Origin of the sequence: Streptomyces sp. ISL-12 (assembly GCF_018614415.1) — a bacterium.
GTDB lineage: Bacteria > Actinomycetota > Actinomycetes > Streptomycetales > Streptomycetaceae > Streptomyces.
In genome coordinates, this window is the sequence record NZ_JAGGOO010000095.1 from 22262 (window position 1) to 45762 (window position 23501).

The 23501-nt window shown below is 70.9% G+C and carries 19 protein-coding genes and 2 pseudogenes; 9 read left to right on the top strand and 12 right to left on the bottom strand.

Translation table 11 applies throughout. The annotated features are described in order from the left end of the window. Nucleotides 1–28 precede the first annotated feature (28 nt). The 4 genes and pseudogenes from J7I94_RS25065 to J7I94_RS25080 form a co-directional block, all read right to left on the bottom strand. A pseudogene (locus J7I94_RS25065) lies at nucleotides 29–417 on the bottom strand (arsenic resistance protein); the annotation flags it as partial. Between the two features lie 98 nt (nucleotides 418–515). Next, nucleotides 516–1490 carry a thioredoxin-disulfide reductase gene (gene trxB / locus J7I94_RS25070; RefSeq protein ID WP_215170274.1) on the bottom strand — a complete coding sequence of 325 codons (975 nt, stop codon included), beginning with the start codon at nucleotides 1488–1490 and terminating at the stop codon, nucleotides 516–518. Continuing rightward, nucleotides 1487–1900 (bottom strand): arsenate reductase ArsC, encoded by a 414-nt coding sequence (locus J7I94_RS25075; protein WP_215170276.1) that lies wholly within the window; start codon nucleotides 1898–1900, stop codon nucleotides 1487–1489. Before J7I94_RS25075 ends, trxB begins: the two co-directional genes overlap by 4 nt. Before the next feature lie 72 nt (nucleotides 1901–1972). Then, the gene (locus tag J7I94_RS25080; RefSeq protein ID WP_215170277.1) at nucleotides 1973–2608 is read right to left on the bottom strand and encodes a low molecular weight phosphatase family protein; all 636 of its coding nucleotides are present in this window, start codon (nucleotides 2606–2608) and stop codon (nucleotides 1973–1975) included. Between the two features lie 75 nt (nucleotides 2609–2683). On the opposite strand from J7I94_RS25080, the gene J7I94_RS25085 reads away from it, so the two are divergent. From J7I94_RS25085 to J7I94_RS25095, 3 genes are read left to right on the top strand one after another with little or no spacing between them, the layout of a single operon-like run. Next, the gene (locus tag J7I94_RS25085; protein ID WP_215170279.1) at nucleotides 2684–2992 is read left to right on the top strand and encodes a helix-turn-helix transcriptional regulator; all 309 of its coding nucleotides are present in this window, start codon (nucleotides 2684–2686) and stop codon (nucleotides 2990–2992) included. Beyond that, on the top strand, nucleotides 2989–4107 hold the full coding sequence (arsB, locus tag J7I94_RS25090) for an ACR3 family arsenite efflux transporter (RefSeq protein ID WP_215170282.1): 1119 nt from the start codon (nucleotides 2989–2991) through the stop codon (nucleotides 4105–4107). Before J7I94_RS25085 ends, arsB begins: the two co-directional genes overlap by 4 nt. Then, nucleotides 4104–5162 (top strand): ArsO family NAD(P)H-dependent flavin-containing monooxygenase, encoded by a 1059-nt coding sequence (locus J7I94_RS25095; RefSeq protein WP_215170284.1) that lies wholly within the window; start codon nucleotides 4104–4106, stop codon nucleotides 5160–5162. Before arsB ends, J7I94_RS25095 begins: the two co-directional genes overlap by 4 nt. Before the next feature lie 3 nt (nucleotides 5163–5165). On the opposite strand, the gene J7I94_RS25100 is transcribed toward J7I94_RS25095, so the two are convergent. The 3 genes from J7I94_RS25100 to J7I94_RS25110 are packed head-to-tail and all read right to left on the bottom strand — an operon-like array spanning nucleotide 5166 to nucleotide 7173. After that, the gene (locus tag J7I94_RS25100) at nucleotides 5166–5690 is read right to left on the bottom strand and encodes a GNAT family N-acetyltransferase (protein WP_215170286.1); all 525 of its coding nucleotides are present in this window, start codon (nucleotides 5688–5690) and stop codon (nucleotides 5166–5168) included. Between the two features lie 9 nt (nucleotides 5691–5699). Further along, nucleotides 5700–6071: a helix-turn-helix transcriptional regulator gene (locus J7I94_RS25105; protein WP_215170288.1), complete on the bottom strand. Its 372-nt coding sequence runs from the start codon at nucleotides 6069–6071 to the stop codon at nucleotides 5700–5702. A 40-nt stretch (nucleotides 6072–6111) separates the two neighbouring features. Then, nucleotides 6112–7173, bottom strand: coding sequence for an NAD(P)/FAD-dependent oxidoreductase (locus J7I94_RS25110; RefSeq protein ID WP_215170290.1), 1062 nt, complete (start codon nucleotides 7171–7173; stop codon nucleotides 6112–6114). Between the two features lie 110 nt (nucleotides 7174–7283). Between J7I94_RS25110 and J7I94_RS25115 the strand changes: the two genes are divergently transcribed. From J7I94_RS25115 to mobF, 3 genes and pseudogenes are all read left to right on the top strand, one after another. Continuing rightward, a complete protein-coding gene (locus J7I94_RS25115; RefSeq protein WP_215170292.1) occupies nucleotides 7284–8687 on the top strand; it encodes an NAD(P)-binding domain-containing protein in 1404 nt (467 codons plus the stop codon). 94 nt (nucleotides 8688–8781) lie between these two features. After that, a pseudogene (locus J7I94_RS25120) lies at nucleotides 8782–9882 on the top strand (MFS transporter); the annotation flags it as partial. A gap of 554 nt (nucleotides 9883–10436) precedes the next feature. Next, nucleotides 10437–12407 (top strand): MobF family relaxase, encoded by a 1971-nt coding sequence (gene mobF, locus J7I94_RS25125; protein ID WP_215170294.1) that lies wholly within the window; start codon nucleotides 10437–10439, stop codon nucleotides 12405–12407. A gap of 397 nt (nucleotides 12408–12804) precedes the next feature. Here mobF and J7I94_RS25130 read toward each other — a convergent pair whose 3' ends face one another. Continuing rightward, a complete protein-coding gene (locus tag J7I94_RS25130) occupies nucleotides 12805–13248 on the bottom strand; it encodes a hypothetical protein (RefSeq protein WP_215170296.1) in 444 nt (147 codons plus the stop codon). Nucleotides 13249–13493: 245 nt separating this feature from the next. On the opposite strand from J7I94_RS25130, the gene istA reads away from it, so the two are divergent. Both istA and istB read left to right on the top strand, forming a co-directional pair. Continuing rightward, the gene (gene istA / locus J7I94_RS25135; protein ID WP_215170297.1) at nucleotides 13494–15143 is read left to right on the top strand and encodes an IS21 family transposase; all 1650 of its coding nucleotides are present in this window, start codon (nucleotides 13494–13496) and stop codon (nucleotides 15141–15143) included. Further along, entirely contained in the window at nucleotides 15140–15934 is a 795-nt protein-coding gene (istB, locus tag J7I94_RS25140) for an IS21-like element helper ATPase IstB (protein ID WP_215170299.1), read from the top strand. Before istA ends, istB begins: the two co-directional genes overlap by 4 nt. A gap of 67 nt (nucleotides 15935–16001) precedes the next feature. Here the strand turns inward: istB and J7I94_RS25145 are convergent, their stop codons facing one another. After that, nucleotides 16002–16751, bottom strand: a complete 750-nt coding sequence (locus J7I94_RS25145) for a class I SAM-dependent methyltransferase (protein WP_215170301.1) — start codon at nucleotides 16749–16751, stop codon at nucleotides 16002–16004. A 748-nt stretch (nucleotides 16752–17499) separates the two neighbouring features. Here J7I94_RS25145 and J7I94_RS25150 point away from each other — a divergent pair. After that, a complete protein-coding gene (locus J7I94_RS25150; RefSeq protein ID WP_251075699.1) occupies nucleotides 17500–19128 on the top strand; it encodes a replication-relaxation family protein in 1629 nt (542 codons plus the stop codon). Nucleotides 19129–19259: 131 nt separating this feature from the next. Here the strand turns inward: J7I94_RS25150 and J7I94_RS25155 are convergent, their stop codons facing one another. Genes J7I94_RS25155 through J7I94_RS25165 form a run of 3 tightly spaced genes read right to left on the bottom strand, consistent with a single transcriptional unit; the run spans nucleotide 19260 to nucleotide 22893 of the window. Then, nucleotides 19260–20078 (bottom strand): hypothetical protein, encoded by an 819-nt coding sequence (locus J7I94_RS25155; RefSeq protein ID WP_215170303.1) that lies wholly within the window; start codon nucleotides 20076–20078, stop codon nucleotides 19260–19262. Further along, nucleotides 20075–20380: a hypothetical protein gene (locus J7I94_RS25160; protein ID WP_215170305.1), complete on the bottom strand. Its 306-nt coding sequence runs from the start codon at nucleotides 20378–20380 to the stop codon at nucleotides 20075–20077. Before J7I94_RS25160 ends, J7I94_RS25155 begins: the two co-directional genes overlap by 4 nt. Beyond that, a complete protein-coding gene (locus J7I94_RS25165) occupies nucleotides 20371–22893 on the bottom strand; it encodes a DEAD/DEAH box helicase (RefSeq protein WP_215170307.1) in 2523 nt (840 codons plus the stop codon). Before J7I94_RS25165 ends, J7I94_RS25160 begins: the two co-directional genes overlap by 10 nt. Nucleotides 22894–23501 lie beyond the last annotated feature (608 nt).

The window sequence follows — 23501 nt, forward strand, 5'->3', positions numbered from 1 at the left end:
GGTGCGACCGGCTCGCTGCGGGCTGCTCTCGGCCGGGCACCAGGCGAGGGATCAGTCGGATATAGGCGACCATGCCGAGAACCTCGACCAGCGTCTGGGTGACCACGACGACCGCAGCGACGGCCAGGTCGCCGGGCAGCGCATGGGCGAGGGGAGGATGACGGTCGCCCCGGTGAAGACGATCGCGCGGCTCGCGGGTGTGTCCAGGCGGAACAGGCGGGCCACGGCCTTGCCGGCGAACGCAGCCAGCTCCGAGCCCATGAACAGGTAGAGGAACTCCGGGAGCAACAGCATCTGCGCGACCAGCAGGACTGGGGTCGCGGCGAGCAGGCGGCGGCTGGAGCCGCCGGCGGGTCCGAAGAAGACGATGACATAGTCCACGCACGGGCACAGCAGCACCAGCAGGACCCCTCTCCGCTGACCGGTCGGCCGAAGGAGAGCGTGGCGCCGCCTCGGCTCCTGGTCTCTTGGAGCCGAGGCGGGTGAGGCCCCTCGTGCCCGTGGGCGGCCGGGGTTCAGAGCGCGAGGGCTGCCTGATGCTCGTCGATGTCGCGGACACTGCGAGCGGCGAGGTACCGCTCGGCGTCCAGAGCCGCGGCCGCACCGGTGCCGGCGGCGGTGATGGCTTGGCGGTAGGTGTGGTCGACGACGTCGCCGGCGGCGAAGACCCCGGGCAGGCTCGTACGCGTCGTCGGGGCGGCGACGGTGATGTAGCCCTCGGCGTCGAGGTCGAGCTGACCGGTGAACAGTTCGGTGCGGGGATCGTGGCCGATGGCGATGAACAGCCCGGTCACGTCGAGGTCGCGGGTGACGCCGGTGAAGATGTCCCGCAGGATGACGCCGCTGAGCATGCCGTTCGTCTCTTTGATCTCGGCGATCTCACTGTCGAAGGCGAAGGAGATTTTGTCTTCGGCGAATGCCCGGTCCTGCATGACCTTGGAGGCGCGCAGGGTGGAGCGGCGGTGGACGACGGTGACCGACTTGGCGAAGCGGGTGAGAAAGGTGGCTTCCTCCATGGCGGTGTCGCCGCCGCCGACCACGACGATGTCGCGGCCCTTGAAGAAGAACCCGTCGCAGGTCGCGCACCAGGACACCCCGCGGCCGGACAGCGCATCCTCGTTCGGGAGGCCGAGCTTGCGGTAGCCGGAGCCGGTCGCGATGATCACTGTGTTAGCGCGGTGGACGGTGCCGACGGAGTCGGTGAGCAGCTTGATGTCGCCGGTCAGGTCGACGGACACGATGTCGTCGTCGATCATCTCGGCGCCGAACTTCTCGGCCTGGGCCCGCATGTTCTCCATGAGGACCGGGCCGTCGACGCCCTCGGGGAAGCCGGGGAAGTTCTCCACCTCGGTCGTGGTGGTCAGCGAGCCGCCGACGAAGATGCTGCTGCCGAACAGCAGGGGCCTCAGCTGGGCGCGGGCGGTGTAGAGGGCCGCGGTGTATCCGGCGGGACCGGAGCCGATGATGACGACTTCGTGTATCTCGCTCACGGCTTCTTCTCCGGGGCGATCTCGGCGATCAGGCCCTCGACCAGGGTCTTGATCTCGTCGCGGATCGGGCGTACGGCCTCGACGCCCTGGCCGGCCGGGTCCTCGAGCTTCCAGTCCAGGTAGCGCTTGCCGGGGAAGACGGGGCAGGTGTCGCCGCACCCCATCGTGATGCAGACGTCGGACTCCTTGACCGCGTCGACGGTAAGGATCTTCGGGGTCTCGGCGGAGATGTCGATGCCGACCTCGGCCATGGCCTCGACGGCGGCCGGGTTCACGGCAGTGCCAGGGTTGGAGCCTGCGGAGCGGACCTCGACGCGGTCTCCGGCCAGGTGGGTCAGCCAGGCGGCGGCCATCTGCGAGCGGCCGGCGTTGTGGACGCAGACGAACAGGACGGAGGGCTTGTCGGACATCGTTCTTCCCTTGGTGAAGTGGTGAAGTGGTGAAGTGGTGAAGCGGATCAGCAGGTGGGGCGGACAGTGTCGTCAGGCGTCCGGGAGGGCGGCCAGGAGGTCGGTGATGCGGGCGTCTATGTCGCCCAGGATGGTGCGTACGACGCCGATCGGGGCACCGTCGGGGTCGGCGACGGGCCAGTCGAGGTAGTGCCGGCCGGGGACCACGGGGCAGGCGTCGCCGCAGCCCATCGTGATGACGTAGTCGGCGGCCTCGACGACCTCACTGGTCAGGGGCTTGGGGTAGGCGTCCATGACGGCCAGGCCCGCTTCCAGGAGCACCTGGGCGACGTGCGGTTCGAGTTCGGCGGCCGGGTCGGTCCCGGCGGAGGAGACGACCACGCGTTCGCCCGCCCGGTGGGCCAGGAGGGCGGCGGCCATCTGCGAGCGGCCGGCGTTGTGCCCGCACACGAACAGCACGCGTACCGCGGCGCCGGGGCCCGGCGTCTGGGTGTGGGCGAGAGCGTCGAGGCGCTCCGCGGTCAGGCGCTCGGCCAGCACCACCAGGTGAGTACGGACCCGGGCGTTCTCGGCGAGGAGCCGATAGGAGTCGGTGAGCAGCTGCTGCACGGTCTCCACGGAGAAGTGCGCTTGGTGGCGGGAGGCGAGGCGCGCGGCCCCGGCGCTGAGCCGCTCGTCGGGCCAGGCGGGAGGTGGTGAGACGGACATGGGAACCCCTTCGACGGGCCCAGCAAGTTCAGTGCGGACTGGTGTCAGTGCCGAATGATGTGACAGTATCAGTCCATGATGACGTCAGTCGACACTGATCTGATCCGGGTTCTGGCCGACCCGCTCAGGCTGAAGATCGTGACCCTGCTCGCCCGCGAGACCCTGTGCACCACGCACCTGGTCGAGGAGACCGGCGCCAAGCAGACCAACCTCTCCAACCACATGAAGATCCTGCGCGAGGCCGGCGTGGTGGACACCGAGCCCTGCGGCCGGTTCATCTACTACAAGCTGCGCCCCGAGGTCCTGGCCGGGCTCTCCGAGCAGTTCGCCGCGCTCGCCGACTCCGCCCGCACCGCTGCCGAGAACAAGAGGGCCTGCCCGTGACCTCCACCGAGCCCACCACCGCCCCCACCCAGGGCGCCGGCCCGGCCGGGGACGACTCGATCGTCAAGAAGCTATCCACCCTGGACCGCTACCTCGCGGTGTGGATCCTGTTGGCCATGGCTGTCGGCCTGGGCCTGGGCCGCCTCATCCCGGGGATGAACGACGCGCTCGCGAAGATCGAGATCGGCGGGATCTCCCTGCCGATCGCGCTCGGCCTGCTGGTCATGATGTACCCGGTCCTCGCGAAGGTCCGCTACGACCGGCTCGACCGCGTGACCAGCGACCGCAAGCTGCTCATCTCCTCGCTGGTCATCAACTGGATCGTCGGCCCCGCCGTCATGTTCGCGCTGGCGTGGATCTTCCTGCCGGACCTGCCCGAGTACCGCACCGGGCTGATCATCGTCGGGCTGGCCCGCTGCATCGCCATGGTCATCATCTGGAACGACCTCGCCTGCGGCGACCGCGAGGCCGCCGCCGTCCTCGTCGCACTGAACTCGGTCTTCCAGGTCATCGCGTTCGGCCTGCTGGGCTGGTTCTACCTCGACCTGCTGCCGCGCTGGATGAACCTCGGAGACGGCCAGGGCCTGGACGTATCCGTCTGGCACATCGCGCTGAACGTCGTCATCTTCCTCGGCATCCCGCTGCTGGCTGGCTTCCTCACCCGCCGCATCGGCGAACAGAAGATGGGCCGCGAGAAGTACGAGGCGAAGTTCCTGCCCAAGATCGGCCCCTGGGCCCTGTACGGGCTGCTGTTCACGATCGTCATCCTCTTCGCCCTGCAGGGAAAGACCATCACCTCGCAGCCGCTGGACGTGGTGCGGATCGCGCTGCCGCTGCTGGTCTACTTCGCGATCATGTTCTTCGGCACGTTCCTGCTCGGCAAGGGCCTGGGCCTGGCCTACGACCGCACCACGACGCTGGCGTTCACCGCGGCGGGCAACAACTTCGAGCTGGCCATCGCGGTCGCCATCGCCACCTTCGGCGTCACCTCCGGCCAGGCCCTGTCCGGCGTCGTCGGGCCACTCATCGAGGTCCCGGTGCTGATCGGCCTGGTCTACGTCGCGCTCGCCTGGCGAAAGAAGTTCGCCGCCGACGCGGTGACGACGGCCCCATGACAGACCGAGTCGACGTGGTGGTGGTCGGCGGCGGCCAGGCTGGGCTCGCCGCCGGCTACCACCTGCGCCGCCAGGGCCTGGACTTCACCGTCCTGGACGCCGATCCGGCGCCGGGCGGGTCCTGGCAGCACATGTGGGACTCCCTGCACCTGTTCTCCCCGGCCGAGCACTCATCGCTGCCTGGGCGGCTCATGCCCGCCCAGGCGGGCGAGCTCTACCCGGACGCCGGGCACGTGGTGGACTACCTCGCCGACTACGAAAAGCGCTACGACCTGCCGGTCCGGCACGGCACCCGCGTGGACGCCGTACGCCGTGACGGCGAGGCGCTCCTGGTCGAGGCGGACACCGGCACCTGGCGGGCCAGGGCGGTCATTAGCGCGACCGGCACCTGGTCGCGGCCCTTCCTCCCCGCCGTTCCCGGCCGCGGCCTCTTCGCCGGTCGGCAACTGCACACGGTGAACTACCGCTCCCCGGCCGACTTCACCGGGCAGCGGGTCATCGTGGTCGGAGGAGGGAACTCCGGCGCCCAGATCGCCGCCGACCTCGCCCTGGACGGCCACATCGAGGTGACATGGGTCACCCAGCGCCCGCCGCGTTTCCTGGCCGATGACATCGACGGCCGTGCCCTGTTCGACGTGGCCACCGCCCGCCGCCGCGCCCTCGAGGAGGGCCGCAGCGACACCGGCGGGGTCGCCTCGCTCGGCGACATCGTCGCCGTGCCGCCCGTCCGCGCCGCTCGCGACGCGGGATTCCTTGTCGCGAAGCCGATGTTCTCCCAACTCACCGCCGACGGCGTCCGCTGGGCCGACGCCAGCCACGCCAGGGCGGACGCAATCATCTGGTGCACCGGCTTCCGCCCGGCGCTCGCCCATCTCGCCCCGCTGAACCTGCGCAGTGCGCGCGGACACATTCCCACCGACGGCACGCGCGCGCTCGGCGAAGCGCGGCTGCACCTGCTCGGCTACGGCGACTGGACCGGCCCGGCGTCAGCCACTCTCATCGGTGTCGGTCGCCCGGCCCGCGACGCCGCCCGCGCGATCGCACAGCTGCTCTGAGGGTCACGTGACGGCGGTGCTGCGGCGCTCGATGAGGACGACATCGCGCCAGACGCCCTGATGGCAACCGATTCGCTCCCGGGTGCCGATGACACGGAAGCCAGCCCGCTGGTGAACAGCGAGGCTGGCAGCGTTCTCGGGGAAGATCCCGGCCTGGATGGTCCAGATCCCGGCCTGCTCGGTGGAGTCGATCAGCGCCTTGAGCAGGGCGGAGGCGATGCCACGGCCGCGAGCGGAGGGGTGAACGTAGACGGAATGCTCGACCACTCCCGCATACGCGCACCGGTCCGAGACCCTGCTTGCGGCGACCCAGCCCAGCACCGCCCCGCTCTCGTCGAGGGCGGCGAAGCGGTGCTCGGGCAGCTTCGCGGCGTCGAACGCCTCCCAGGACGGTGGGCTGGTCTCGAAGGTGGCGTTGCCCTCGTCGATGCCCGCCTGGTAGATGCCCAGCACCTGCTCGGCATGCTCCCCGGTCAGCGGTACGATCACCGCACTCAGCGCCCCGCTCACTGTCTTCCCCTCCGTCATGTCCGGTCGTCAGGCCGCGGCCGGCAGGGTCAGCAGCTTGCCCATCGCGGCCAGCACGGACGGCTCGACGCGGTAGTAGACCCAGGTGCCGCGCCGCTCGGAGGTGAGCAGCCCGGCCTCTTTGAGCTTCTTCAGGTGGTGGGAGACGGTGGGCTGGGAGACGCCGACGTCGGAGATGTCGCACACGCACGCCTCGCCGCCCTCGTGCGAGGCCACGGCGGAGAACAGCCGCAGCCGAACCGGGTCCCCGAGCGCCTTGAACATCCGCGCCGCTGTCTCGGCCTCCTCAGCGGTCATCGGGCGTTCGGTCAGCGGCGGGCAGCACGGCACCACAACCTGACCGTCGGCTTCGAGCAGCGGCAGCACCTTGGCATTCGACATGCGTCTATGTTGACACATGTCGAACTAGCGCGGGAGTCCGTCACCGGCGCGCGAGGTGGGCGGCCAGGCGTCGGGCGATCCGTTCCGCGTCCCGGCCCACGCCGCGCAGTGAGTTCGACGACAGGCTGCGCTGCCACTCCAGTCCGACGAACGCCAGCCCCGGCACGCCGGTGGCGAGGCCCTCGCGGTGGCGGGGGTTCCGGTCGGCGTCGAGAGCGCCGTCGAGGCCGGTGAGGTAGGGCAGGTCGGGGCGGTAGCCGGTGGCGAGTACGACCATGTCGACCTCCTCCCTGCTTCCGTCCGGCCAGACGAGCTTGGCCCCGTCGGTACCGGTGAACAGCGGCCGCCGGTCGGGTCGGCCGGCGGCTATGGCGGCCCGGTAGCGGCCGTGGTCGATGACCGGCTGCGCTGGCGGGCGCGCAAGGAACCGGCCGAGGGGCGCTGTGTCCAGGTCGGTACGGGTCGTCCAGAAGTGCAGGTCGCGGCCGAGGACGCGCTGGGCTGTGAACTTCACCGGCCCGCGGGTGGCGAGCGTGACCCGTGCCGTCTCGGCGAGCTCGGCGGCGATCTGCACGGCGGAGTTCCCGGCCCCGACCACGACCACCCGGCGGCCGGTGAACGGGGCCGGGCTGCGGTAGTCGGCGGCGTGCAGCACCTGCCCGGTGAACTCCTCCAGGCCCGGCAGTACCGGCCGGTGCGGGCGCCCGAAGGCCCCGGAGGCCGCCACGATGGCCCGCGTGGACAGCCGGCCGCCGCCCTCCAGTTCCACTGCGAAGCCGTCCTCAGTGCGGCGGACCGCGGTGACGCGGCTGCCGGTGCGGATGTCAGCGTCCAGGCGGTCGGCGTAGGTGGTGAGGTAGGCGACGACCTCGTCGCGGTGCGGGTAGCGGTCCCGGTCGGCGCCGGGGAACGGCATCCCGGGCAGGGAGCTGTACCGGGCGGGTGAGAACAGCGTGAGGCTGTCGTAGTAGTGCGGCCACGACCCGGCCGCGCGGTCGGACGCCTCCAGTACCACCGGCCGCAGCCCGCGCCGCAGCAGTGCGTGGGCGGTGGTGAGTCCGGACTGGCCACCGCCGATGACGGCAACGTCGATGCGTTCCATCAGCGAATCCCCCTGAGTTCGATGAATGTCTATGTTGACGCTTATCAATACAGGTGTCATGCTGAACCGCGCAAGCCATCGACAGATGTCGAAACACGCAAGGAGTCGCCGTGAACGCGCCCGCCACCACCGAGCTGCCCGTCGTCGTGATCGGGGCCGGCCCCGCCGGTCTGGCCGCCGCTGCCCACCTGATCGACCAGGGCATCGAACCCCTGGTCCTGGAAGCTGGGCCCACCGCTGGCGCCGCGGTGCGCGAGTGGTCGCATGTGCGGCTGTTCTCCACTTGGGGCGAGGTCGTCGACCCAGCCGCCGAGAAGCTCCTCGCCCCCACTGGCTGGACGCGGCCCGACCCGGCCACCTACCCCTCCGGCGGCGACTGGGCCGACCTTTACTTGCAGCCGCTCGCCGACGTCCTCGGCGACCGCGTCCGCGTCCGTGCGACCGTCACCGGTGTCTCCCGGGCAGGCCGGGACCGCATCGTCGACGCCGACCGGGAGCAGCAGCCGTTCGTCGTGCACATCACCTACGCCGACGGCCGTGAGGAGCGCGCCTTCGCCCGCGCTGTCATCGACGCCTCCGGCACCTGGGCCACGCCGTCCCCGGCCGGCGGCAGCGGACTGCCCGCGCTCGGTGAGAAGGCCGCGGCCGACCGGATCACCTACCGCGTCCCGGACCTGAAGGACCCGGCCGTGCGCGCCCGGTACGCGGGCAAGCGCATCGCCGTGATCGGCTCCGGTGCCTCGGCGTTCACCGCCCTCGCCTACCTCGCCGACCTCGCCAAGTCCGACGACGGCGCGGGCACGAAGGGCGTGTGGATCCTGCGCCGGGGCATCTCCGGCTCCACCTTCGGCGGCGGAGAAGCCGACCAGCTCCCGGCGCGCGGGGCCCTGGGCCTGGCCGCCAAGGCCGCCGTCGACGCCGGTCACGCGGACGCGGTCACCGGCTTCCGCACCGAGGCTATCGAGCGCGACGCCGACGACCGGCTGATCCTGGTCAGCGAGGACGGGCGCCGCCTGGACGCGGTCGACGAAGTGATCGTGTTGACCGGTTTCCGCCCTGACCTGTCCTTCCTCTCCGAGCTGCGCCTGGGCCTCGACGAGCGCCTCCAGGCCCCCATCGAGCTGGCTCCGCTGATCGACCCCAACCAGCACTCCTGCGGCACCGTCTACCCGCACGGCCACCGCGAGCTCTCCCACCCCGAACAGGGCGTCTACCTGGTCGGCATGAAGTCCTACGGCCGCGCCCCCACCTTCCTCGCGATGACCGGCTACGAGCAGGTCCGCTCCGTCGCCGCCGCCCTCGCCGGCGACCTGGACGCCGCCGACCGCGTCGAACTCACCCTGCCCGAGACCGGAGTCTGCGGCGGTGCGGGCCTGTTCGACGCCCCCGACGCCGCTCAGGTAGACGGCGGCGGTTGCTGCGCCCCGGCGCCGCAGCTCGTCCAGCTCGGCGCCCCGGCCGCGGTCGGCGTGGCTGCCGAAGAGGTGCCGGCAGGCGGCTGCTGCGGCTCGTGACCAGCTTGGGCGCCCCCGCGCCGCCCTGCCCGCCCTCTGCCTGACGCAGATCGTGAGCTGGGGCATCGTCTACTACGCGTTCCCCGTCCTCAATCCGCAGATCACCGCCGCGACCGGCTGGTCGGCCGGGGCGACCACCGCGGCGTTCTCCCTCGGTCTCGTCGTTTCCGCCCTCGCCGGAATCCGCGTCGGGCGCATCCTCGACCGGCGCGGCCCGCGCGCCGTCATGACCGCAGGGTCTGTGCTCGGCGTCATCAGCCTGCTGATCGTGGCTGCGGCCCCGAACGTCCCGCTCTTCATCGCCGGGTGGATGCTCGCCGGACTCGCGATGGCCGCCACCTTCTACCAGCCCGCGTTCGCCGCCCTCACCCGTTGGTGGGCGCCCGACCACGTCCGCGCCCTGACCGTCGTCACCCTCGCCGGCGGGCTCGCCTCCACCGTCTTCGCACCCCTGACCGCGACCCTCGCCGACCACCTGACCTGGCGACATACCTACCTCGTCCTCGCCGCCGTCCTCGCCGCAGTCACCATCCCCGCCCACGCCCTGGCACTGCGCGCCCCCTGGCCCGACGCACCAACCAGTCCCACACATACGGCCGAAGGCGCCGACGGAGTCGGGCGCAGCCGACCGTTCCTCCTGCTCGCCGCCGCCTTCACCCTGTCCGGCTTCGCGATGTACGCCGTGGTCGTCGCCCTCGTCCCGCTCCTGCTGGAACGCGGGTACACCACCAGCCAGGCCGCCTGGGCCCTCGGTATCGGCGGCGCCGGGCAAACCCTCGGTCGCACCCTGTACGCCGCCCTCGCACGCCGCACCACCGCCACAGCCCGCACCACGACCCTGATCGCGCTCGGCGGCTTCACTACTGCCGCCTTCGCTGCCGTCCCCGGCCCGTACGCCCTGATCATCGCCGTGTCGATCGTGGCCGGTATGGTCCGCGGCAACCTCACCCTCCTCCAGGCCACCGCCATCACCGACCGCTGGGGCACCACCCAGTACGGCCGCCTGTCCGGACTCCTCGCAGCACCAGCAACCACAGCGGCAGCCCTCGCGCCGTTCGCCGGCGCCACCCTGGCCGTACCGCTCGACGGCTACACACCACTCTTCCTCCTCCTGGCCACCTTCTCCGCAGCCGCCTCGCTCATCGCACCGTGGACCGCCACCGGCGGCCTCCGGCGCCGATCGCCTCAGCCCTGACACCCCGCACACCCCTGCAGACTCAGACGAACCCGCCCTCGTTCCCGGCTCAGGGGGGTGACGACGCGCGTGTTCAGCGGTTGCCCCCGCCAGGAATCCGCGAACTCGCGCGCTTCCCGTAACCCGGGGCGGAACTGGCGGCCGGTGCGCAGGTCCGGCACGAAGGCGTCCAGGACGACGCGGCGGAAACGCCGGCGCTGGGCGGGGGTGAGGTGCTGGAGGTCGGCGGTGAAGCGGGGAGGGTCTCGAAGGTGGGCACGGTGGTCTCCTCCGGGCAGCACGACGAAGCCCCCGGCGGGTGCCGGAGGCTGCTGTAGGCGGTGCTCGTTGGTGGTGCGCGTTCCTTGGGGCGTGGTGATGTTCAGTGGTGCTTGTTGGTGTCGTTCGGGTCGTGCTGTGAGGGCTGCCGGAGAGCGATGACATTCGCGTCCGGCCCGGTGCCGCTTCCCGTCAGGCGGGATGCGGTGAAGAAAGTTCGGCCCCTGCTCCCGCCTGGCGGGACGTCCCGCTGATCGGCCTTTCCTTGCAGGTCAGAGCCGTGTGGCGTGGTCTCCATGACAGTCGACATCAGGGTCATTCGGGCCGGTCAGATGTACCGCTACTACCTCCGCGAGACCGTTGTTGGTGACGGCCGCCGCCCGGCCCGCACGCCGCTGCGCGCCGCTCAGGAGCAAGCCGGGGTCCCGGTCGGTCGCTGGATGGGCCGGGGACTTGCCGCGCTCGGGCTTGCGCCGGGTGAGGAGGTCACCGAGGCGCAGCTGCGGAACCTGTTCGGCGAGCGCGGCCGCCACCCGTACGCGGACCGGATCGAGGCCGAGCGGCTCGCCGCGGGTGACTCCCCTAAGAAGGCGTTCAAGGCCGGCGCCCTCGGACGCCGCGTGACGGTGACGGGCGTGGACTTCGTGTTCCGGCCGCAGCCGACGATCTACCTGTTGTGGGCGCTGGGGGATGAGGAGACCCGTCTGGTGATCGAGGCCGCGCACGAGCGGGCGATCGAGCGGGTGCTGGAGTGGATCGAGGACGAGGTGGCGGTGATCCGGTACGGCAAGGACGGGATCTATCGGGTGCGGCCGCCCGGTGGTCTGGTCGCCGCGCGCTTCCGCCACTACGAGGCGAGGTCGGGTCGGCCGTTGCTCCACGACCATCTGCTTCTGAGCGTGAAGGGGCAGCGCTTGGACGGGAAGTGGGGGTCGATCCACACCACGGCCCTGTACGAGAACACGGTCGCGGCCTCCGCGCTCTACAACGAGCTGGTCGCCTCCGAGGTCTGCGAGGCGCTGGGGCTGGCGACCGAGCCGCGCATCGTCACCCCGGGGCGCCGGCCTGTGATGGAGATTGCGGGGGTGCCGCACGAGCTGATCCGCTGGACCGCCCGGCGCAGTGACCAGATCGCCGCCTGCCTGGCCGAGCTGGAGCACGAGTACGTCACCGCCGTCGACGACGACGGCGAGCTGAAGTTCCTGCCCGTGGTCTCCGAGCGGGCCCGCGCGAAGATGAACCAGATCGCCGCCCGCAAGACCCGCCCGCCCAAGCAGAAGACCCAGCCGCTCGCGCAGCTGCGCGCCTGGTGGAAGGTGAGCGCGATCCTCACCTCCAAGGTCGCCGCCGACGTCATCAACTCCCTTCTCGAGCACGCCCGCGCCGCGGCCGCCGCGATCCGGGCCCGCGTCGCGGCCGTGGTCGACGTCGCCCTGGCGGCCGTCGATGTCACCGCGACGGTGTTCGTGATGAACGAGGGCGGGCGCTTCCACCGCCGGCACCTGCTCGCCGAAGCCCGCCGCCACCTCGCCCTGGTCCTGCGCGGCCGCCGCCGCGACCCCGGCCTGGACGAGGAGATCGTGGCCGCCGCCATCTCCACGCACTGCCTGGACATCAGCGAGCCGAAGACCACGATCGGCCTGCTGGCGGACTACCGCCTCTACACCGCCCGGTGGGACCTGGCCGACCTCCCCGCCCGGCCCCGCCCACCCACTCCCGCAACTGGCCCGGACCGGCAGCCCCCGGCAGATCCCGGCGAGCCGGCTGCGCTCCGGCCGCCGGGCCAGGATGCGGGGGAGTGGGAGGTACCCCGCATCCCGCTCCAGTACGACCGGGCCGTCCTCGCCGGTGCGGTGGTGCGGGAGAGGCTGCGCACCACCACTACCGCCGCCGTGCGGGGCCGGGCGTACGACGTCGTCGCCCACCAGCAGGCGGCGATGCCCGAGCAGCTGCTCGCGCCCGAGCCGGCCGACCCCGAGCACGACGACCAGGAGCCGGAGGCCGGTCGCGGGGAGGCGATCGACATGACGGCGCTGCGGGCCTTGCGGAAGTCCCGCACGGACGTGGAAGCCCTCGATCTCACCGCCGACCGGCTGCGCCGCATCCAGGAGGCGGCCACCAAGATGGTCAACGACTCCCGTGCCCGCGCGGACCGCCACACCGCACAGGCCGACGCCGACGCGGTGCGCCCGGTGCGCCCGGACGACCAACAGGCGCACCGCCCACAGCAACCCGGACCGCACCGCGGCCGGGAGGCCGGCCACTGAGTGGACCCGATGGCGCGCACCCGGTGCGGTGGTGCGCACCGACGACGCCCGGCTCCACTCCACTGAGTGGAGTCCACCGTCCGGGAGTGGACGGCACCGGCTCGGCATCCACTCCACCGAGTGGAGCCCACCGGGTGGAAGCGGACGGCATCGACGGGAGTGGGGCCGCGCATCCACCCGGTGCGTTTCTGCTTGACCTCGGCTCAGGTCAAGGAGAATCGCACCGCCTCCACCCGGGCCCACTCCACCGCACCACCATCCACCCGGCGCGCACTACTCCCGCGCGCTGGCCGCACCGGTGCGCGCACCGCCCACCGAGTGGAGGCGCACCGGATGGACGTGATGCGCACCGGATGGACTCGGTGCGCTTCACCGCACCGGTGCGCATCCGGCCTGGCTACGGGCGCGCGGTCATGGACTGCACGGCGCGGGCCCACTCCAGGTGTTCATCGCGCATGGTCTCCAGGGTGGCGCGGGTGTCTCCGTGGTCGTCGGGGTCGGGGATGACGTTCTCGACGAAGCGGATGATGCTGCGGGCGATGCCCAGCACGGCCGTAGTGGGGGAGTCGCGCGTCCAGTCCCGCAGGGCGGACAGCAAGATGCATCCGACCTCGTCCAGGGCGAAGGAGTCCGCGTGAGGCTCCCCGTCGCCCAGGACCCCCGTGACGGGGAAGACGATGTTCTCGGCGAGCCGCAGCAGCAGGAAGGCCAGCTCTGGAGTGGCCGACGTGCGGCCGGAGACGTAGTTCCCGCCGCCCATCTGGAGCGCCAGGAGGTAGTCGAAGCCCTGCTCCACCTGTTCGGGCGTCAGCGGCGTACGGGACGGGGTCAGGTACGGCATCAAGCTCTCCTCACGATGGCCGCCGCGCGACTCGCGGCGTGCTCATCGCATGGTTGGCGTGCGGGCCTGTGGACAGAGCCCAGAGATTTCTCCCTGCTTTGGGTGTGCCGGTGAGTTTCGAGAACGTGTGTCGGTCAGCGCCGTGAACGCCTCGGGTTGCGGTGTACGAGTGTCAGTGAGTTTCGGCAACACCGGAGGGCTTGCGGTGGGAGCATGGGCATGCTCCGTGCTGCGAGGAGGCGTCGATGGCGCCGAAGACCAAGGTCGAGCTGTACGCGGCGATCCGCAGGGACTGCCGTGCCGGGCTGTCGAAGCGGGCCGTGATGCGCAAGTACGGCGTCGGCCACCCGACGGTGCAGAACGCGTTGGAGTCGGCCTGGCCCCGGCCGCGTAAGAAGCTGCCGCCGCGGCCGACCCGCTTGGACCCGTACAAACCGGTGATCGACGAGATGCTGCGGGCCGATCTGGACGCCCCGCGCAAGCAGCGGCACACTGCAAAACGCGTCTTCGACCGGCTGTTGGAGGAACATCACGCTTGCGGCGTCTCCTACGGCATGGTCCGCGATTACGTCGCGGTGCGCCGTGGGGAGATCCGCGCGATGGCCGGCCGTGGTCCCGTCGAGGCGTTCGTGCCGCAGTCGCACCGCCCCGGTGTCGAAGCGGAGGTCGACTTCGGGGATGTGACGGTGCGTCTGGCCGGGCAGACGGTGACCTGCTATCTGTTCAGCTTCCGCCTGTCGTATTCGGGCAAGGCAGTGCACCGGATCTTCGCGTCCGGCGGGCAGGAAGCATTCTTCGAGGGCCACGTGCACGCCCTCAGCGTCCTGGGCGGGGCGCCGACCGGCAAGGTGCGCTACGACAACTTGAAGGCCGCGGTCGCCAAGGTGATCGGGTTCGCCCGGGAGAGACGCGAGAACGAGCGGTGGCTCGCCTTCCGCGAGCACTACGGCCTGGACAGTTTCTACTGCCGCCCCGGCCTGGCCGGCGCTCATGAGAAGGGCGGAGTGGAAGGGGATGTCGGCTACTTCCGCCGCAACCACCTGGTCCCGGTCCCCGACGTCGACTCCTTATCCGAGCTGAACCTGCTCGTCGAGCAATGGGACGAACAGGACGATGCCCGCCGCATCCGGATGCGGCCGCGCACCGTCGGCGAGTACTTCGCCGTCGAACAGCCCCTCCTGAAGCCGCTGCCGGACGAACCGTTCGAAACCAGCCGCACCTTCGCCCTGCGGGTGGACAGGCACAGCCGGATCTCAGTCCGCACCAACTGCTACTCGGTGCCGGTCCGCTACATCGGCCGCCGGGTGCGGGCCGTGCTGCACGCCAACGAGCTGGTCGTCTACGACGGAGCCACACAGATCGCCCGGCACGAACGGCTGATCGCCAAGGGCGGGGAACGGCTGGTGCTGGACCACTATCTGGAAGCCCTGGTGCGCAAGCCCGGCGCCCTGCCCGGGGCAACTGCGCTCGAACAGGCCAAAGCCGCAGGCAGGTTCACTCCGGTTCACGAAGCGTGGTGGGCCGCGGCCTGCAAGGCCCGCGGCGACCGCAACGGCACCCGGGCCCTGATCGACGTGCTCCTGCTGGGCCGACGCATCCCGCACGAGCACCTGGTGGCCGGGCTCGCCGCCACCCTGCGGGTGGGCGCGCTGACCGCGGACGCCGTCGCCTTGGAGGCCCGCAAGGCTGAGGAGGCCGATGACGCCGACATGGCACCGCTCGAGCCTGAACCGCCGCGGCGGCGGGAACCGACGGTGACCTTCCTGACCGCGCGGCGGCTGGCCCATCTGCCGCCGGACACCCGGCCGCTGCCTTCACCGGCCCCCTACGACCAGCTCCTTGGCCGCCGCACCCGCGGCACGACCGCTGCCAACAAGGGAGAGCAGATGCCATGAATGCCACCAGCCGCCGTCGGATGAGCGAGCAGGCGGCCGAGACCGCCGTGGTTGGCGCCTGCCGGATGCTCCGGCTGCCTACCATCCGCGGGAAGTTTCCGGACCTGGCCGAGCAGGCCGCCCGCGAGCAGATGTCCTATCTCGCCTTCCTCGCCGAGTTGCTGCTGGCCGAATGCGACGACCGGGCCCGGCGCCGCTCGGAGCGCAGGATCAAGGCCGCGGCCTTCCCGAGGCAGAAGTCGCTGCGGGAGTTCGACTTCGACGCCAACCCCAACATCGATGCCGCTGTCGTCCACACCCTGGCCACCTGCGAGTGGGTGAAGAAGGGGCAGCCGCTCTGCCTGATCGGCGATTCCGGCACCGGCAAGTCCCACCTGCTGATCGCACTCGGAACCGAGGCCGCAATGGCCGGGTTCCGGGTGAAATACACCCTGGCGACAAAGCTCGTCAACGAACTGGTCGAGGCCGCGGACGAGAAGCAGCTGACCAAGACGATCGCCCGCTACGGCCGTGTCGATCTTTTGTGCATCGACGAACTCGGCTACATGGAGCTCGACAGGCACGGCGCCGAGCTGCTGTTCCAGGTTCTGACCGAACGCGAGGAGAAGAACAGCGTCGCCATCGCCTCCAACGAAGCCTTCGGCGGCTGGACCAAAACCTTCACCGACCCCCGGCTCTGCACGGCCATCGTCGACCGGCTGACCTTCAACGGCACGATCATCGAGACCGGAACCGACTCCTACCGCCTTGCCCAGTCCCGGGCCAAGGCCGAACAGGCCGCCATGACCTGAGCACGGTGGGGACCGGCACGGCGGGCTATGCCCGGGGTCCGGTCCCCACCCTACTCAAAGGAAGTGATCAGGCGGCGGCTTGGAGCCGGAAGTGCACGGCGGTGGCGCTGGAGGGAGCGGATTTGCCGTGCTGATCGGTGGCCGCTGTCACGGCCAGGCCGGCGGCCGTGGCCAGTTCCTCGAACCCATCGCGGGTATACCAGTGCAAGACCCACGGCCGCTCCACAACGCTGCTGTCTGAGCCGTGGTGGCGTTCATAGCGCAGAAGCGTCGTCTGTGTCCGAGCTGCCTCGTCGCGCTGTTCGTCGACGACAGACACCCGAAGCTCGGCGCCGTCGGGTGCGGTGGTCGTGCGCACGCGACCGATCTGTGCTGCCGGCGTCGGTTCGGGGGTGAACAGGGGCACCAAGGCGATGCCGCCCTCCGCCAGGTGAGCACGGATGCCGCGCAGGGCGGCCAACGCGGTGGCATCGTCGGGGAGCAGGGTGAAGGTGGGCCCGGCGAGGAAGATCGCCCGGTATCGGCGAGGCAGGTCCAGGGCCTCCATGCGCTGATGAAACACAGTGGCAGCGATGCCTTGTTCGTCCGCCCGGCGCCGGAGGCGCTCCAGCATGTCCGCGGACGAGTCGACGCCCTCGACCTCCAGGCCACGTCGGCAAAGCTCCAGCAGAGGATCACCGTCCCCGCATCCCAGCTCCAATGCCGGCATGCCGGTCTGCTGAATGAAGGCCGCATATGGCTCGGGGTCCTGGGAGAAGGACTTCAACGGTCCGTAGAGCTCTGCGACGATGCCTGTGTAAAAGTCAGCTGGATCCACGCCAGTCACCCTATGCACACCTATCTCGCGCGTTCACTCGAATATCGCGAGCGGGTCCCCTGATGAGCCCTGGTGTTGCTGAAACTCGCCGACATTTCTGCAGCCGAACCGCCTCAAGCGTTCCCCGAACTCACCATCACGCGTTGCCGCTTCCAACCGACACAATCACTGCTTCAAGGGAAAGGGGCGAATCGGGGCTGCAAGGGCCAAACCGGGCCCCCTTGTCCAGGGTGGTCGGCCCGACCGCGAACCCGACCCTGACCCCTTGTCCACCTCTGCTACCGCCCGACCACGGCCGCGTTTCTCCTTGACCTGGCCACGGTTAGACCGCGGACAAGGGGGTCCCCTGCACGCTGCTCCTTCACCCCGACCGCCCCGGCCGGGGCAGCGAAGGAGACGAGACGATGACAAGCACCCACCCGAGGGCCGGGCAGCGGCACCGCTCGGGCCGATCACACCCGAAGGCCGGCCCGCGCTGGGCAAGCCCAAGGGGACTCCCTGGATGCCCACTTCGAAGGCCCCTTGGGAACCCCCTTTGGTGCCCGGCACCCCGGGCCGAAGGAAAACCCCTTGTCAGGCCCGCAATCGGCGCGAAAACCGCGCCGTCACAACCCTCTTCTCTACTCCTGATGTCCGTATTGGAGGAGAGCATCGGGTTCCGGGGGGCCCGGACGCCCTCCCAGGCCGGGCGCGGCCAGCGGTGGCGGTCGGCCGGCGGCCGGTCGCGAGCAACGAGGGAGCAGAGCTGATGGCGGGGAAGCGGAAGAACAACCCGGCGGGATCGACGAACAACTACCGCGGCGACGTGCTGGAAGTGCTCGGAGCGCTGAAGGTCGCCACGGCTGATCAGATCCAGCGGATCGGCGCCCCGCACCTGACCTTCCGGCACGCCGACAAGCCGACCCCCTCGAAGCAGAAGCAGGCCCGCACCGCCTCGCACACCGCCGCACTCTCCGACATGCGCAAGCACGGACTGTCCGAGAACGGCGGCTCGACCGAGACGGGCGACTCCCTGCGGAACCTCACCCCCAAGGGCCTGCAAGCTGCCTCCTACGAGCTGCGGCGCCCGGTCACGGAGATGGGCTCCACCGCCCGCGGCGCGGGCTCCAGCGGCGCCTCCCACCCGATGGCCGTCAACGAGACCGTGATCGCACTGCTGCGCCCGAAGCCGAACATGGCCAGGCTCACCGTCGACCCGCCGCACGTCCAGGCCGCCGCCCAGGCCGCCGTCGACGGACCGCGCGGGGTGGGCACCATCGCCTCGTACTGGACCGAAGTCTCGCTGCCCGCCACCGGCACATGGAACGCGCCCGGCAAGGGCGGCGCCCAGGCCGACATCGTCCTGACCGCTCCGCAGGACCGGGTGCCGCTGCTGTTCATCGAGGTCGACAACTGCCACGAGACCGCTGAGGAGCTCGCCGACAAGCTGGAGAAGTACGCCCGGTTCTTCCGGCGGAAGGTGAAGGACACCGACGGCCGCGAGCGCCCGATGTGGCGCACCCGCTGGAACGCTCCGGCCACCTGGTCCGGCGACGCGATACACCCGCCGGTGCTGCTGGTGTTCAACCGCATCGGCGAGCGCAACCCCAACCGCACCGTCCCACGGCTCATGGAGCTCACCCGGCACCTGTGGCAGGGGCAACGGCGGAAGGGCTTCCACGACTACGACGGGTGTATCCCGATCATCGCGACCGGCCTGAACCAGTTGCGCGAGCACGGTCCGGCCGGCGCCGTGTTCCTCCGCTTCGGCCGTGACCACAAGCAGCACCTGTGGGAAGCGATCGGCAACCCTCGCCGTGAGGCCGCCGAAGCTCGCGCCCGGGAAGAGACCGCGCGTGCACAGGCGGAGTACCAGGCGAAGGTGCAGCGCGCGGCGGAGGAGCAGGCCGCGAAGCAGGCAGCCGAGCGTGAGGCGCGCCGTCCGGTGTGCGCCGGCTGCGGGGCGAAGTTCACCGACGAACGGTGGAGGGCGGCACAGGCGACGGACTGGGGCACCCCGAAGGACTCCCACCCGCACCTGTGTGACGGCTGCAAGGCCGGTGCCGTCGTCAGCCCGGCGGCTGGCACGCAGGAGCGCCAGGAGCCGGTGCGTGGCGAGGCGGGGCCGGACGACTTCTGGCCCGACCCCCAGCGCCCCGTCTGCACCGAATGCGGTGCCGCGTTTACCGACGAACGATGGAAGGTGACCGCGCGCGTCGGCTGGGGCCCTTCCCCGGCGAAGCGCCCGACTCTGTGCGGGGACTGCGACCAGCGGTTCGAGGCCGAGCTGAACCTGGCCTGGGGCGTGAGTCACCGGCAGGAGGAGCCCGACCAGGAGCAGGATCAGGCCGTGCCCAAGCAGAAGGCCACCGGCTGGCTCTCCCGTCTGCGCGGCTGAGCCGGGCAAGCCGCCGGCGGCCGCGGGCAAGCCCAAGGCCACCCTGGGCAAGCCCGTGCGCTCGGGTGCCCCGACGACAGCGGGGCCGGACAGGATCACCCTGCCCGGCCCCGCTGCTGGTTCCTGGCTGCTCACCGGCTGAGCCGGATACGCGGCCCCCACACGAACTCGAGGTCGTCCAGGAAGACCGTCTCCAGCTCCTTCTCCCACTGGCCGCGCAGGAGGAACGGGGCGCTCTCCATCCGCTCCACGATGACCAGGGTCTCGGGTTGTCCGATCAGCGCGTACCGGCCGTGTGAGGCGGGCTTGCTGCCCGGCCCGTGCGTGCGCAGCATCTCCTCCAGGCGCGGGCGGTGCTGCTCCACGAACGCCTCCAGGCGCTCGATGTACCCCTCGCGTTCCTCGGGGCGCACCGCGCTCAGGGCGACGTCCAGGAAGTCACCGCCGTCCGGCCAGTGCCGCTCACCGGGTGCGGCCACGGCCCACGGGAAGCGCTCCGCGGCCGCCAGGACGTCCTTCGCGTCCAGCTCCACGGCCGGGGCCGGGGCCGGGTCTTCCGCCGGAGCCTCTGCCGGGGCGGGGGAGTGCGGCTGCTGGAAGTGGGCGAGGAGCATGGCGCTGGAGGCGGCGCGGCCGCGCCCCGCGTTGGCAGTGGTGTCGGCGATGCGCAGCAGGTAGCTGGCGACATCACGGACACCGGCGAACCAGCCGTCCTCGAACCGCTGCTCCGACCCGTGCGGGGGGCTGCTCTCGGAGATCCAGGTGTGGGCGCCGGCCACCGCCCCGGCCTCCAGCTTCGCCACGATGTCGTCGGCCTGCTCGTGCCCGATGCCGACGGCGGCCAGGGCCTGGAAGACCGTGAACCGCGCGTCGGTGGCCTCGTGCTGGTGGTGGCTGATGCGGGCCAGCTCCTGGCCGTACGCGTCGGCGTCGTGCTGCTCGGTGCTCACGTGGTGCCTCCCTGGTCGGTGCGGGTGCGGTTGGCGACCCAGTCCGGATCGCGTACGGGCGTGGGCGCCTGCGTCTCGGTGGCGGGGGCGCGCATGATGCGCCAGCTGGTGCGCGGCGCGGTGACGGCGTGGACCAGGACGACGACGGCCTGGCGGCCGAAGCCGCCCCGGACCCACGCCCCGGTGAAGCGGACCTGATCGGCCGCCCAGTCGCCCAGCCGCTGCCACGGGCGCAGCCGCCCGAGCAGATAGCCGGCCGCGAGCGCGACGGCCGCGGTGACGACGGCGCCTATCACGACCACCGCATCCCGATCGCGGACAGCAGCTCCATCCGCTCCGGTGTCAGCGTCGCGGCCCTGCTCCGCTGATTCCCGATCCAGGCCCCCAGCTTGTGCTCCCGCTCCGTCTGGTCCTCGCCGACGATCCGCTCGACCCACTTCCTGGGGACCTGAAGGTGCCCCTCACGCTCGTAGAACTGCTTGGCGGCCTCGTAGTTCATCGCCCACTTGTCGGCCTGCGTACGGCGCGGCGGCGGCTTCTCGTCCTCGCTGGCGGGCTCGATCCCGAGGACCTGCTCGCACATCCACTGCTGCACGGTCGTGAGCTGGTCCCACCCGAGCCGGACCGACTGCACCCACCGCCCCAGATCCTCGCCCTGGCGCAGGACTTCGCCCGCCTCGGTGGGCAGCGCCTCGCCCGCGTCCAGGTGCATCCGCACCAGGTGGAAGCACCGCTGCCACGTCACAGGCCAGGCCGGGCACCAAGACGCGTCGATCTCCTCCAGCTGCTCGCGCCGCTCGTCCGACAGCGCCCCGGCCGACGACTCCACCGGCAGCCCCTCCGCACGACGCTGCTCGATCTCGGCAGCCTTCCGGGCGGCGGCCCGCGCGTTCTTCAGAAAGATGCCCACCTTCGCGCCCTGGTAGGTGGCGTCCAGCGGGGCTAGGAGGTGGCCGTGTTCGGCCGCCCACCCGCGCGCGGCGGACAGGCCCTCCTCCCACGCGACGTCGAAGTGGCTCCAGATCATGCCCAATTTCTCCAGCTGGGCGACGCGGTCCTCGTCCATGTCACCGCGGGCATAGAAGCGGCGAGCGTCAGCAGTCCACTGCCCAAGTGGGAACCCGGCGAGCGAGGCCGGCCACCCCTCAGCTTCCGCCTCCTGGTCGTCGACGGCAGGCACACGGAACGTGAACGGCACCTTCAAGTCGCCGTGCAGGCGGGCGTAGATGACGGCGGCCTCCACGCCGCGCCGCCAGTGCTCGTGCTCGGGGTTGAGGACCCGCAGGTTGATGAACGCGGCGAGGGCGGCCGGGTCGCGGGGCGTGGAGAACTTCAGCAGGGCCTTGGCGGGGCCGCTGACGCCCCCGGAGCCCTCACCGCTCCCGCCCGTGCTCTTCCCGCTGTTGTCCTTGCTGACGGGCTTGTAGCGGCTCGGTGCCTGCTGCTCCGCAAGGCTCTCCACGATCCTCGCGTCGTGCGCCCGCAGCGCCTCCAACAGCTTGGCCAACCCGCCGAACGCCCGGGACGTGAGCATGTTGTCCGCCGTCTCACCCGGCCCGAGTAGCACCGGCACCACCAGGCTTGCCACCTTGCCCTCGCCCGGCTGCATCCGCAGCGCCCGGCCCACCGCCTGGACCAGGTCCGGCATCGACCCGCGTACATCCGCCCAGTACACGGAGTCACATTTTTTGGTGTCGACCCCCTCACCCAAGACCTTCACCGAGCACAGGAAGCACTTCTCCACGACGGTGCCGTCCGTGGCGATCCCTTCGGCGAACTCGCCCAGCAGACGCCGCCGGTGGAGCGGCTTGTGGTCGCCACAGAGCCAGTCCGCCCAAATCGTGGCCGGGTACAGCTCGGGGTCGGATGCGTGCAGCTGCGCGGCGACGTCGGGAAGGCCGGCCGCGAACGCTTCGGCCTCGCGAACCTGGTGGTGGAAGACCAGCGTGCGGCGGAAGCCCTCCTCCGCAGACGCCTTCACCAGGGCGGTCTGCAGAGCCGCGAGCCGCGCCCCACGCACCTCTGCCGACCGGCCCTCCGCGCCCAGGAGCTGCGCGGCCTGGAGCGCGGTGTCGGTGACATCCACGCATACGACCTGGTAGGGGGCACAAATTCCCCGATCGATGGCCTCCGAGAGCGTCAAAGTGAACGCCCTGCTGCCGAAGGGGCCCTCGGGGTCGTCTTCCATGCTCGCGACCAGCTCGCCCGGTGCGCCGGCCTCGTCCTCGTCCCCGAGCTGCCACAGCCGGGGCGTGGCCGTCATGTACAACCGGCGCAGGGAAGGGATCTTCTGGTTGTCGTGCACGACCGCCCACGGCTTCCCGATCCGGCCGGAAACCCGGTGGGCCTCATCCACGACGATCAGGTCCCAAGCCGACAAACCCGCAGCGTGCGCCCGCTCCAGCGTGCCCAGACCGAGACTGGCGTACGTGGCGTACACCGTCACCTTGTCCAGGCCGCGCGTCCACTCCACCAGCTCGTCCACGTCCGTGGTGTTGGGGAAGGACACCTCCTCACCCCGCAGCGAGGACACCCCGATCATCGGCCCCCGACGGCCCCCCTCGCGCCACGCGGCCTCCGTCTGCGCGAGCAGGTCCAGCGAGGGCACGAGCACCAGCACACGGCCCGCGTGGAGCTCCTCCGCGCTGCGGACCGCCACCCTCGTCTTCCCGGACCCCGTCGCCATGATCACCTGCGTTCGAAGCCCTCGCTCCGGCACAAGCGATCTTGCAGGCAATTCGAGGGCACGCAGGACCGCGTCAATGGCTTCTCGCTGGGCCGCCTCGCGCTGATCAGCGCGGTCTGTGCTCGACATATTCGCCTGCCTTCTCCTGGGGTGCCGCCCGGTCGATTCGAGCGGCGGGAAACGGAAACCTGCACGTAGAGGAGCCGCAAGGGCTACGGTTGGACTGACGCGATCGGCTGGTTACTCTTCCTCACCGGAGCACCGGCAAGGCCGTGTGATGGATCTCGATAACCCTCCGGAGCGGTCAGGGGTGGTGTGCTCTGAGTCCATAGCTTATCTCGGCTCCAAAAATGAAGCACACCGAACCCCGAGATTCCCCCTAACGTGGCTGAAAGCTGTTAGTCTTGCCTTATCGCAAGCCAATCCAGAGCCTTGACGGCCCCTCAGTCCGTTCCCCCTCTGCGGGTGGCCCGGCTCCCGTGCTCCGTCACTCTCCCGACTGCCCGTCACCTCCCCTCCTCTTGCTGCTGCTTGTGGCGTGAGCCCTGTGGGTGGGCCGCGCGGAGCGTGGCACGCCTTGCCCGCGCGGGAGTTGGGGGGTCCGCCCTGGAGTGGCTGGAGCGCAGCGGAGGCCACGGGTCGGCCGGAGGCCGGCCGCGCCCCGCAACGCGGGGCGCCTGCCCTGCGGTTGGCGCCCGAGCGGAGCCGGGCGCCTGGCGGTGAGCGGAGCGAGCCGC